The sequence below is a fragment of the Hirschia litorea genome (genome assembly GCF_042665075.1).
GTDB classification, from domain to species: Bacteria; Pseudomonadota; Alphaproteobacteria; order Caulobacterales; family Hyphomonadaceae; genus Hirschia; species Hirschia litorea.
Genome location: NZ_JBHTBR010000004.1, coordinates 662 through 13246 on the forward strand (window position 1 = coordinate 662; position 12585 = coordinate 13246).

Annotated in this window: 12 protein-coding genes and 1 tRNA gene; 2 read left to right on the forward strand and 11 right to left on the reverse strand. The window is 43.9% G+C overall.

Features of this window, described 5'->3' with window-relative positions:
- Nucleotides 1-130: 130 nt before the first annotated feature.
- Together ACFQS8_RS07215 and ACFQS8_RS07220 are read right to left on the reverse strand one after the other, a co-directional pair.
- Complete coding sequence (locus ACFQS8_RS07215) at nt 131-1219, reverse strand: acyltransferase family protein (RefSeq protein WP_382166628.1); 1089 nt, start codon at nt 1217-1219, stop codon at nt 131-133.
- A 108-nt stretch (nt 1220-1327) separates the two neighbouring features.
- Nucleotides 1328-1403, reverse strand: a tRNA-Ile gene (locus ACFQS8_RS07220).
- A gap of 198 nt (nt 1404-1601) precedes the next feature.
- Here ACFQS8_RS07220 and ACFQS8_RS07225 point away from each other — a divergent pair.
- Nucleotides 1602-2399, forward strand: a complete 798-nt coding sequence (locus ACFQS8_RS07225; protein WP_382166629.1) for an SIMPL domain-containing protein — start codon at nt 1602-1604, stop codon at nt 2397-2399.
- Nucleotides 2400-2479: 80 nt separating this feature from the next.
- Here the strand turns inward: ACFQS8_RS07225 and ACFQS8_RS07230 are convergent, their stop codons facing one another.
- Together ACFQS8_RS07230 and panD are read right to left on the reverse strand one after the other, a co-directional pair.
- Entirely contained in the window at nt 2480-3535 is a 1056-nt protein-coding gene (locus ACFQS8_RS07230; protein ID WP_382166630.1) for a hypothetical protein, read from the reverse strand.
- A gap of 363 nt (nt 3536-3898) precedes the next feature.
- Complete coding sequence (gene panD / locus ACFQS8_RS07235) at nt 3899-4258, reverse strand: aspartate 1-decarboxylase (protein WP_382166631.1); 360 nt, start codon at nt 4256-4258, stop codon at nt 3899-3901.
- A gap of 325 nt (nt 4259-4583) precedes the next feature.
- On the opposite strand from panD, the gene ACFQS8_RS07240 reads away from it, so the two are divergent.
- Entirely contained in the window at nt 4584-5648 is a 1065-nt protein-coding gene (locus tag ACFQS8_RS07240; protein ID WP_382166632.1) for a methyltransferase domain-containing protein, read from the forward strand.
- 98 nt (nt 5649-5746) lie between these two features.
- Here the strand turns inward: ACFQS8_RS07240 and ACFQS8_RS07245 are convergent, their stop codons facing one another.
- The 7 genes from ACFQS8_RS07245 to ACFQS8_RS07275 form a co-directional block, all read right to left on the reverse strand.
- Entirely contained in the window at nt 5747-6085 is a 339-nt protein-coding gene (locus tag ACFQS8_RS07245; RefSeq protein WP_382166633.1) for an energy transducer TonB, read from the reverse strand.
- A gap of 442 nt (nt 6086-6527) precedes the next feature.
- Nucleotides 6528-8228, reverse strand: a complete 1701-nt coding sequence (locus ACFQS8_RS07250) for a M20/M25/M40 family metallo-hydrolase (RefSeq protein WP_382166634.1) — start codon at nt 8226-8228, stop codon at nt 6528-6530.
- A gap of 132 nt (nt 8229-8360) precedes the next feature.
- Nucleotides 8361-8756 (reverse strand): VOC family protein, encoded by a 396-nt coding sequence (locus tag ACFQS8_RS07255; RefSeq protein ID WP_382166635.1) that lies wholly within the window; start codon nt 8754-8756, stop codon nt 8361-8363.
- Nucleotides 8757-8836: 80 nt separating this feature from the next.
- Nucleotides 8837-9256, reverse strand: coding sequence for a secondary thiamine-phosphate synthase enzyme YjbQ (locus ACFQS8_RS07260; RefSeq protein WP_382166926.1), 420 nt, complete (start codon nt 9254-9256; stop codon nt 8837-8839).
- Nucleotides 9257-9629: 373 nt separating this feature from the next.
- Nucleotides 9630-10460, reverse strand: coding sequence for a mechanosensitive ion channel family protein (locus tag ACFQS8_RS07265; RefSeq protein WP_382166636.1), 831 nt, complete (start codon nt 10458-10460; stop codon nt 9630-9632).
- 126 nt (nt 10461-10586) lie between these two features.
- Nucleotides 10587-10994 (reverse strand): response regulator, encoded by a 408-nt coding sequence (locus tag ACFQS8_RS07270; RefSeq protein ID WP_382166637.1) that lies wholly within the window; start codon nt 10992-10994, stop codon nt 10587-10589.
- Nucleotides 10995-11010: 16 nt separating this feature from the next.
- Nucleotides 11011-12552 carry an ATP-binding protein gene (locus ACFQS8_RS07275; RefSeq protein ID WP_382166638.1) on the reverse strand — a complete coding sequence of 514 codons (1542 nt, stop codon included), beginning with the start codon at nt 12550-12552 and terminating at the stop codon, nt 11011-11013.
- Between the last annotated feature and the right edge of the window lie 33 nt (nt 12553-12585).

Consider the following 12585-nt stretch of genomic DNA (forward strand, 5'->3'; position numbering starts at 1 on the left):
TCAGATCCGCAAATTCTCCAATGTCGTCGAAGAGCCGTGACGTATATGGAAGTCACAACTAACCGTCAACCACTTTTTCTGCCTTTTTGTGACAAATCTACTCCCCCTCCACGGCATAGAGAGGCTGAGATCACTCTACGAGCCTCGCCTTGAGAATCATTTTTTTGAACTTTAGCGACGGACGCTCAACAAACTCCCAAGACAGCCACGCCACGGGAAGCACCAACATCACTGCTACAGCTAATAGAAAAAACGGATTAGCCCACTGCAACTCTCCCATGAGTATCTGGAGGATGGGAAAGTGCCAGATATACACGCCATAAGACAAATCTACATGCTCAAAATAACGCATCCCACCAACAGGCATCAGTCCAGCGTACAACACAGCAGATGCTACAAATAAAGTCGCAGCAACATCCACTCCAACACCTACTACCAAACTAAGCCCAAACAGCGCACCAGATAGCAGCACCCACATTGGACGAGTAGAAACCCATCTACGCCAAAGCCAGATATTCATCCCTATACCAAAGCAAAAAGCGAAACGAAGACACGCAGCTAGGAAATCGCTTCCCAGAACAGGATTTTCATGTGGCACATACACCCAAGCTAAGACACCAGCCAAACACGTCATCACTGCTACGAAATAGCGGCGCTCAAAAACACCCAAAAGCAATATGATCGGCGCAACTAAATAGCAGATCAACTCATATCTCAGCGTCCATAGTGGTGAATTAAACTCCAACGGATAAGGATTATTCGGATAGAAACCTATGGGTGCCCCCATAGTATCACCAAAACGCAATATCTGAGCAGCGTACTCCAAAACACCAATACCCACCCAGTAATCTTGGCGAGAGACCAATGGCCCAATTATAAACACCGAAACTAAGGCAAGCGCCAACAAACCAGGATAAAGACGAAGAAAGCGAGACAAGTAATAGCTTAAACCAGCACCTCCCCGCTCCAGAGAACGCATTATGAGCATTCCAGAAAGCACGAAAAAACCATTCACAGCCAAAAAACCCGCTGTTACCGAGCCGATTCTCAAAAGCTCAGTATGGGTCTGCCCCGACCAAACCAAGCCGGCATGATCGAAACACACTAATAGCGCCAAAACCAAACGCACAAGATTAAAATTATTCTCACGACTATCGAGCTTCGCCTCCAAATTGGAGACACCACCTATCAAGCGCGATGCTTCACTCATGCGAGCCATACGGTTAACCTACAAATATTCCCTCGGGAACAATACAACGCGCCACCCAGAAAAATCCGTCGCGCGGTCTGCATATTTTTGCAATTTATTTTAAAAGAGATCGAGTTCTGGTAGGCCTGGACGGAATCGAACCGCCAACCAAACCGTTATGAGCGGTTTGCTCTAACCGTTGAGCTACAGGCCCCCAATTACGGAGAACGCGCACATTACTCATTTTGAAGCCCACGTGAAGCCCTGATTTTAAAAATCTCGCATTCTAGAATTAAAATTCAATCATATATGGCGGAATCCAACGCATGAATCAGCATTTGCCATACGGTTGCCGCAATGCATGCTCTTCATAACAATACATTTTTTGTAATTTTCGCGACAGGAGCACATTATGTCTCAAGCCATACGCCTTAAAACCGCTACCCCCCGCAAACACCGCATTTCTGCAATTCTTGGCATGCTCGCTTTTTCAACGGCATGCAGCTCAATACCAATGAATGCTATGGCGCAAATAACTCCCGAGAATTCAATGATGTCACCTACGATCCAACAAGAAACAACACTCAATTTAACTGGTGAAGGCAAAGTTGAAGTCGCACCTGATATCGCTTCCGTTTCACTTGGCGTAAACGTCGATTCTGAGACAGCCTCTCAAGCGATGAAAGAACAAGCCTCCATAATGAGCAATGTTTTCAAAGCATTAGAGAAAGCCGGGATTGCCAGTAAAGATATGCAAACGGGCAACATCTCTTTGAATCCCCGCTATGATTACAACAAAAGAGACAGCGGCCCACCAAAACTCATTGGATATCAAGCAACTAACACCGTAAACATTACCGTCCGCGAACTTGATAAAGTGGGTGGTGTTTTAGATGCTGTTGTTTCTGCCGGTGGAAATACGATCAATTCTATCTCATTCGGACTAGAAGATTCTAGCCAAGCCCTAAAAGATGCACGCAAGGACGCTGTGTCAGATGCTCTTGAAAAAGCTGAACTTTATGCTGATGCAGCTGGTTACAAAGTTTCCAGAATCATCTCAATGGACGAAGCTGGAAACAGCTCACCTCGCCCGCAACCTATGATGATGGCTCGTATGCAAGAATCAGATTCTAGTCGCACGCCAATTGCAGCAGGTGAGATTTCTTATTCTTCCACTATGAATGTTCAATTTGAACTTGTTCGTAAATAAGGATTACAATACCCAACAAAAAGGCCGCCTCACTTTCTAAGTGGGCGGCCTTTTTTATCAAATAAACAGTTGAAAATAAATTATTTTTTCAAGATTGATTTTCCGGACATCTCAAGACTTGTAGATACAGATTGCATGGCAGGGACCTCAATTGGATCTTCCAAAAAATCATCCAAATCTGTAAACTCTAAGGAATCATCCGACTTCGCCCAGTCTGTCGCACGTCTGCGAGGCACGACCGGCCCTGCTTCAGCGGGTGCAACATCCTTTACGCGTCGTTCAACTGTTTGCGCTGTGGGTGCCGCCTGCTCTTGTAGAGGTGCAGTCATGGTAGGCGTTTGCTTATACTCAGTCGTCGGCTCGGTAACAGCATGGTTTGCAGGTGTTGCAGCAGTCGTGTTACTTGTATTGAAGCTTCCTGTTGCCTTGCCTTTCATGCGCGCTTTACGGTCACCGCGCTCAAAGAATAAGCCCCAATATTTATCAATAATGTCTGCACGAAATTCTAAAGAACGCAGATTGCGAATCTCACGTTCTTTCATCAAACGCACACCCTCAATCTTCACCCGTCCCAAACTATTCACCGTCTGAACGAATCCATTATATGAACGCGGCGCGTGACGGTTTGCTTCAAAATGGATTTCACCAACGCCTTCACGTCCCTCATCCGAATTATCCGCCAATGTATTTCTGAATTTATACGTCATGAACGGCCAATCAAATTTGGAGAACTCCATCACCACATTCGATTGAACCTCAAGGTTTTCATCAACAGCATATCCAGAAAAACGAAACTTTGTTCCGGCAGGCTGTATCTCTATCACAGCCATGCGCGGTGAACCGACATGCTTTTCAGCCTGTATCCACGTTCCTTCCATATAGTGCTTACCCAAAATCAAACGACGTATTGGCGTGTAGCGGAAAAAAAATGGCAACACAGCATCATTTAATGCCAACCAAACAACGATTGTTACCATCAACGCGGCCGCAGCAGCCGCGAATGGCGCATATTCAAATTGAAAATCTATTGATTTATAGGTCTCGAATAATGGACCAGAAACCATGCTCACAAGTGTCAAAACTATTGCGGCCGAAACCGCATTAGCCACCACCAAGAAACGACCATATGGATTCACCACATGCCCCCTTTTCTAAATTAATTTACCCAAAAAGTAGTCTTTTTATTGGTTAAACAAGTACCACAAAGTAATTGGTAAAAATACAACTGTATGGTTAATGACTTATTCTTCAATATTAACCAATAAAGACTTCATTCAACTAATTAGAAATAAGAATTAATAGAGTTATAACGATCTGTTAACTAACTTGGTAGGCATTAATTACCTAGCTAAACTTAAAGGCAAGCGAACACTATAGCATTCTCCAGACAAAAAAAGCTGCCAACACAAGGATGGCAGCTAATATCTGAAGTACAGGTTTTCCCTGCTTGTAAAATGGTCTCAAATCACGTTTGCGCTGATCTCTAGACACAACTTAACTTAGGCAATGTGAGGAACAATATTGTTCTCATCGTCCAACATGACGACTGTTGGCGCATGCTGACGTGCTTTTTCTTCTTCAATTTGAGCAAAGGTCGCTATGATAATGCGATCCCCCAATTGGAAATGACGTGCTGCTGCACCATTCACACCAAATGTCTTTGACCCACTCGGAGCCTCAATTGCATATGTAGATAAACGCGCACCATTTGTGATGTTCCAAATATCAACGCGCTCATTCACGAGAATTCCTGATGCCTCGAGCAAATCCTTATCTATAGAGATTGACCCCTCATAATGCAGGTCACATTGCGTCACTGTTGCGCGATGCAATTTTGCTCTCAACATAGTCAGAAACATTTAAAACTCTTTCTCTTCAACAATAGTTCGAACGCCAAGCAGAAATTGGACCACCTTTTTCATCCACTTCAGCGTTAGTTTAATCAATATATGGCCTTGATGACCAGTATATTCAATTGTCCGAACAATAAATATCAGCATGCCCATCTCGCAGATGCAGCATTTTGAGCCTCTATACCACATCAAAGCTGAATGCCTAGTGACTAGCCCCTACACGCATCACGTGCAGATCACAATCGCATGATCTCACATACTCTTCAATTGACCTCTGTCTCCCCTCTCTTAAAGAGAAACGATCCAAAATTTCCGGAACTGAGACCACACTATGAAACAAGATCAAGTCAAAGATTATTACGGACAAACCCTACAAAACTCTACCGACCTAAAAACAGATGCGTGCTGCACCCAAGCCGCACCACCTCTGCACATAAGGAAAGCACTAGGTGACGTACACGATGATGTCGCCTCGCGCTATTATGGTTGCGGGATTGTAATTCCTTCTGAGCTTGAAGGCCTAAAAATTCTTGATCTTGGATCAGGTGCGGGCCGTGATGTATTTGCGCTCGCAAAGCTTGTGGGCCCCAATGGCTCCGTGACGGGTGTTGATATGACAGCGGAACAACTCGATATAGCACGTAAATACGAACCTTGGCATGCAGAGAAATTTGGATACGAATCGCCGAATACTCGATTCCTAGAAGGCTATTTAGAAAAGTTGGACGAACTCGATCTCGAGCCTGAAAGTTTTGACCTCATTATATCAAATTGTGTCATCAACTTATGCACTGATAAGCTAGCTGTATTTCGCGCAGCACATTCATTGTTAAAACCAGGTGGAGAACTGTATTTCTCGGATGTTTATGCAGACCGACGCGTACCTGAACACCTTATCAACGATCCGATTCTTTATGGAGAATGCCTATCGGGGGCGTTGTATTGGAATGATTTCATCTCAATGGCAAAAAGCGCGAACTTTATAGACCCGCGCATTTGTGAGTATCGCCCCCTTTCTATTCTTCACCCACAAATTCAGGACATGCTTGCACCAATAAAATTTGCATCCGTCACTGCACGACTAATGAAGCTCAATGGTATGGATGCGGCATGCGAAGATTACGGCCAAGCCGTAATATATAAAGGCGGTGCCCAAGGCATGGAGCGCATATTCGAGCTAGATACCGAACACAAAATCGAAGCTGGCCGCGTATTCCCCGTATGTAGAAACACTTTAAAAATGCTAACCCAAACGCGTTTCTCTCGCTTCTTTGACGTTCTCGGAAATGGAGACACGCATTTAGGTCCCTTCCCCGGCTGTGCACCCGTCAACGTGTTCTCCGTCGAACCTTCACAATCAGTACCATCGCAAGCAACAATGACGAGTTGCTGCTAAACACCGACAAAAAAAACGGCGACCGATTTCGGTCGCCGTTTTTCCATGACATTTCCTAAGCTATACTGCCAAGCACGCAGCAGAGCGTAGCGATATGACTAAAATTGGAAGTCCACAACAATGTTTACACCTTCGTCCGGTGTGCCTTTTTCAAATTTCCATTTAGAAATTGCTTCAACAGCAGCGTCATCAAAAACGCCTGGTTGGTCTGCGTTTACAACGCGAACATTTTGCACAAGACCATCTTCTTGAACATCAAATGCCAATGTTACTGAACCTTCGATCTCGCGCGCTTCGGCTGATCTTGGGTAAGCAGGCATAACGCGTTCTGTCGGTACTGGAAGAGGCGCTTTAGCTTCAGCTGAAGCAGACAATGCGCCAGCCATTGTTGTAGAAGAAAGTACGAATAATGCTGGTAGGATGTGTGCGATTTTCATGGTTCTGACCCTGATAAAAGTTGCTATAAATGCTGCAAATCTTTTGTGCTATCCATGCAAGGCTATATATTCTTTATTGCATATCTGCTGTCTGCTAACATGCATATATGTATACTCTTGATTTGTGACAGTTCCTCGACAATTTTTGCGATGTTTCACTTAAAAACGCTAACTACCTAATTTTTAGGCGTTAAAAATGCAGATTTGATGCGTATTTTAGCGCTAATTCTCAAAAACAACACCAATCACACAGATCTGAGCACCTGAAAGCAATGCGGGAAACCAGATTTCTATGAGCTGCAGATTCGCAACTCTACAGCATTTACCCATTCGATAAGGCATATGAATATTGCATCAGCCACAAGAACACGTCATACAGACAGCAAAATAGCGGCTGAAACTTTCCAACCGCTATCTTACAAAACTCTCGTGTATGATCTAATTACTCAGATTGCATCACACCATTAAATTTCAGCGCAAAAAAATCACCCTTCATCCACATTGGACGGACATCTTGATTGGCTAAGGTAAGTGCAATTTTCGCGTTGATGGATGCAAACTTGTCCGCAGCATTGAACAAAAGCCCATTGTCCAACTCGTCAGACGGTTTGTGGTAGTTGTTTGCGAAGTGATTGCTCCATGCTTCTTTACCCCCATTCTCGAATCCCGTCGCCAAGAAAACAGACGGGACTCCGGCCTCAACAAACCGGTAGTGGTCTGAGCGTGTAAATAGCCCTTGAGATGGAAATGGGTCCTCTCCCAAAGTTACGCCAAATTCAGTAATAGCATCCTCAATGGCGGATTTCATAGTTGAACGCTCTCCACCAAATGCAACAACATCAGTGAAATCATAGGTTAGGACAGGCATATCCAAATTGACGTTTGCGACAATGCGTTCGCGATCAATCGTTGGATTTTGAACAAAATACTGCGCGCCCAGCAAGCCCTTCTCTTCTGCTGTAACAACAGTGAACAATATTGTACGGCGCGGGGCATCCCCTGCTTTGATAATACGGGCAGCTTCCAATAGAGTTGCTACGCCAGCTGCATTATCTAAAGCACCATTATTGATAACATCTTTTTTCATCGACTTCTGAGTAATACCGATATGATCGACGTGCGCAGACAGCACAATCACCTCGTTTTTTAGATCAGGATCTGAACCTTCGATAATACCTATTACATTATCAGAGGAGATTTCAGCGTGCGTAGATTTTTGCGTGATGGTTGCAGTGATCGGCAACTCAAAAGAATCAACTTTTGCTTCTTCATCTTCAATTATTGCGCGAATCTCGTCCCAAGATTGCTGCGAACCTGCAAACAATTTAACCGCGCCTGCGTCAGAGACATAAGCTGAGGCCTGTATATTTGGTGACGTTGTGAATGGTGCGCCATCTTTATCAATCCATTTCATAGATTTGCTAGATGTAGCGTTTTTCACAGATTGCGCAAAAGGACGTCGCTTTGCACTTTTAGGCGTTTCGATGCTAATGACACCGATTGCACCGCGTTCCGACATTTCTCGTGAGATTTGCGCGCCATAATAAGCGCGTTCTTCTGTTTGAATACCGCCAGGCGTGCCCGACAAGATTGCCACGATTTTACCTTTTACATCGAGGTCATCATACGGCGTTAAACCGTGCTCTGGCGCAACAACACCATATCCTGCAAAAACAACAGGTGCAGTTATACTATTTTGAGCGCTATGAGATGAGGCGTAAACCACAAAGTCTTCACCTTCGATTAAATCAACTGGCTCGCCATCAATTGTATTGATACTCAAGTGATTCCCGTCTTCATCTCGTACAATAGACATCAAGGGAACCGATTGAGTGTAGCCACCATTCTCACCTTTGGGAGCAACACCGATTTGCTTAAATTGATCAATTACATATTCAACCGCCAAAGCGTGACCAGCCGAACCAGCTTCACGGCCTTCCAACTTATCATCGGCAAGGTAGGCGATATCAGCTTTTATACGTGCAGCCCGCGGCGTTAGAACCTCCTGCAACGCGACTTCCGCCGTCTCAGTACTGGAAGCATCGGTCACAGAAGTGGTTTTTTGCTCCCCCTCATTCACCACACTTGCGCAAGCACTTAGAAGCGCAGCAGCTGACAACGCAATAATTGACTTTAATTTCATAAAATTTCCTCAAGACCATCTGTATCTACCAATGTTTGAGGCAAAATTAGACACAGATACTCTAATGTCGAGCATTTTCTTATCGAATTCCGACAAAAATACATAAACAAAGCACACTAGGGCCCATGAATATTAGTCGATGCGCCATTCTGGAAAACGGCGATTCTTTCCACCCCAATAAATTCTTATTTTATTTCCAGCCGGATCTTGGACGACGGCTTCCCGCCAGCCATAGGTCTTATCCTCAGCTTCACTAAAAACGACATATCCCGCAGCTTTCAATCTTGATACGATCTCATCAACACGAGGAGTTTCAAAATAACATGCTGGATAGGCTCCTTGTGCGGGCGAACCTCCATTTGCAGCTATCGAAAATGTTGCTGGCTCCCCCTGCCCACTTTCCGGCACACACTCAAACCTCGCATATCGGGGTGGAGCACTCACGATTAAACGCAAACCTAAAGTCTTATAGAATGCCACGCTTGCGTCAAAATCTGTGAGAGGCAATGTAACCTGATTAAGCTGCATGAGCATTTCCTTATATAATTCAGATTCGGTCCTAATTGTTTATCATATAACGAAGCCTCTTTGCGCCTGCATCCAGAAAGCTAAGCAGAAATATGTCCCACAACTTTTCGAACCATATGCGCCTGCCTATGTTCAAATAGAAAAATGCCTTGCCACATGCCCAAAGCAATATCTCCGTTTAAAATCGGGATAGATATGGAGGTTGGTAAAATTGCAGATTTTATATGAGCAGGCATATCATCGGGCCCTTCTGCCGTGTGCGTAAGCCAACTCATTTGAGAATTATTAGCATCAGGAACAAGCCGGTCAAAATAGGCGACAAGGTCATGCAAAACACTAGGATCAGCATTTTCTTGAACAAGTATAGAACAAGATGTGTGACGCACGAATAATGTTAAAAGCCCTGATTCTGCGCCACTTTTCGCAACAAAATTTCGTACAGAATCAGTAAATTCATACAGTCCTTGCCCATTCGATTCTATTGTGAACTGAGTTTGCATACAGCCGTCACGCATCTATTTTACACCTCGTAAACGAAAACATATCCAATAATTAACCCTTAGTCCCCTTGTACATATTAACTATTCGCCGCATTCTTCACACTCAAAAGATGAATATGACCCAAAAGAATGGTCGCTCTGATGGAGGAATAGCAATGATTTCACGTTTAAGCGGGTTTGCTTTTGCGCTGAGCTTTTGGATTGCTGTAGCAGTAATTGCAACGTCCAGCTTGCAAGCCTCGGCAAATAACTCTGCCCCCAAATCTCATATGTGTACCCTAAACAATTAAACGCAAAATGACATGACATCATGAAAAAGGGCCACGCAGATATACTGCGCGGCCCTATTATTATGTACTTCAATTCATATTCTTTATTTCGATTCATTCACCATAATGACTTTACGGTGAGGGAACGGAATTTCTATCCCTGCAGCATCTAATGCTTTTTTCATTTGCTCGGGCACCGAATACAACACGTCAAAATAGTTTTCACCTTTGGTAAACGGGCGCACACGGAAATCGACAGAACTATCGTTCAGTGTCTCAACTTCCACAAATGGTGCTGGGTCTTGAAGAATATTGGCATTCGCCGCCAAGACGCTATCAATTACTTTGCGCGCCTCATCGGTGTTTTCAGCATAGGCGACAGAGACAACCATATCTACTCCACGTACAGGGTGATGCGAGTGATTTACAATTTGCTCGCCCCACACTTGGCTATTGGGAATAATAATCTGTTGGTGATCAAAAGTTTCCAAAATCGTAGTGAAAAGGTCTATTTCGGTTACATTTCCAAAACGGCCCGCTGCATCAATAAAGTCACCCACCTTATAAGGACGGAACAACATTAACATTACACCCGCAGCTAGATTTGACATTGCCCCTTGAAGTGCAAGACCAATCGCCAACCCCGCAGCACCAAGCAATGCAACAATTGAAGTTGTCTCAACTCCAAACCGTCCGAGTACAGCTATGAATACGAAGGCGAGAATAACATAGCGCGCGACGCTACCTAAAAACTTAAATAGAGTATTGTCTAAATTCTCGTGCTTTTCACCCATTCCTCGGATGAATTTACTCACCTTACCGGCAATCCAACTGCCGATTATTAGGATTACTATTGCCAACAATATGTTCGTGGCAACGCCGATAGCACCCGGCAAATATTGGTTGATATCTAATTGGTCTAAATAGTCCTGCATGAAACAGCCCCTGCTTTCACAATAAATGAACAAGTAATGGACTGAAACTAGACGCCTTCGATTGAACCCTCACCCAACACAGCGTTTATCTCAGGTTCATGTTCTGATGCGTTGGACCAATTTTCTCTAACAAGCTGGAAGGCGGGCTACTTTGAACCAAAAATCATAAAGAGATTCAGCTATACGCGAATAAGCGCTGGGGCTGCTTGGTTTAACCATGTAAGCATTCGCCCGTTTTTCATAAGATAGCTTAACTTGGTGACGCGCATCAGATGTAGATAGAACAATAGTTGGTATATTTTGCAAAGCCTCATCGGCCGCTAACGCATCCAACAAAGCATGACCATCCATGATCGGCATGTTTAAATCGGTTACTATAAGACAAGGGGCACCATTTTTTTTAATCGCGGCGAGCGCCTCTTCACCATTTTTAGCGATTTCGATCTCTATATCATCCGCGATTTTATTAATAGCGCGTACAATAAAAACCTGATCTACACGCTCATCTTCGACCAACAAAATCCGTTTAGACATTTTTCCCGCAATCTTTTTATTCTATAGACGGCAATTCCAGCACGAAACATGCACCTTTAGTGTAACCGCTATCTAAATATAGTTTCCCCTTGTGCAGCTGAACTATTCTTTGGCATATAGTCAACCCCATGCCCACACCATCTATTTCTTGAACTAACCCTCCACGCTTGAAGGGTTCGAATATTTTCTTGGCGTCATTTTCAGGGATTCCCAAACCTTCATCTTCGATTCGAATTACGTGCATTTTTTGATTTTTCAGGTATTCGCTTTCTATACGAACAATCGGGGCCTTATCACCGGCATATTTGATGGCATTGGCGATGAGATTTTGAAGCAAGAGGACCATTAAGGAATTTGCGCCCATCAAAACTGGCAAGTTTGAATATGTTATATTCGCTTCTGATTTTAAAATATCCAATGATAACGCACTTTTAGCAGCTTCAACCGCTTCACTCAGCTGCATAGGTTCAAACGCGATGCTGTCACTCTCCAAGTTCGCAAGGCTATACAAACTTTTCACCATGGTACGCATTCGACTAAAGCTCGAAACCAATTCATCGAGCCAAGAGTCAGCATCTTCAGGCAATTTAATATCATTCTGAGTCAATTCATCTCTGAAAAGCTCAACAAACATCGCGCACTGACGCAAAGGCGCTTGCAGATCATGAGCTGCTGCATACGCAAAATCTTTCAGCCCCCTGTTCAAAAATTCCAATTCTTCTTGCTGTTTCTTCAGCATTGTAATTGGCGTAAATGTCACAGAAAATGCGTCTGATTTACTGCGTACGGCATGGATACGAAACCATTCAACCATATTATCGTGCGGATAAAATATCTCAGTCGTAAAGTCTTCTCCAGTCTCGACGACCTTCTTATAAGAATCGAATAGTCCAGCTTCTTTATTGCCCGGAAGAACATCCAACATGTTCTTTCCCATCAAATCACTATAGTTTCGCCCCACCATTTTAAGTGCAGCTTTATTGACCACAATCCACTTAAAATCACATATGCTTCCAGCAGTATCATATACTGCTTCAAAACACATTATTCCTGAATCTGTATAATCGAGAACAAGCTGATTCAAAGATTGCATTTGTGCAAACTCTTCGCGCTTCACCTTCAATTGATGATCTTGTTCGAAAAGCTGAGTAACATCCGTATGCACACCAAGCATACGAATAGGTGCGCCCTTCTTGTCACGGATAGCAACCCCACGACACCGTATCCAAACTGTGTGGCCCTCACGGTGAGTATAGCGCACGATTTGATCATATGGATGATCAGGGTCTTCAAAATGTTTAGCTGCGTTTGATTGCGCTTCTTTTAAATCATCTGGATTGATAATATCCATCCATGCTTCAGCAAGGTGGGGCTGTTTCGCTGGATCGTAACCAAGCGTTTCCCAAAATTTAGCATTCATCCATTCATGCTCAGGATTATTCAAATCCCAATACCAGATACCATCCAAACAATGGTTCTCAACAAAACCGCTTAGCTCATTCTCACCTTGCGTTAAAAGGTGAAACTCTTTCTCTAAGTAATGCTGTTGTGAACCCATGATCGTTGATGATCCCCTTAAATCTCGAGCGCA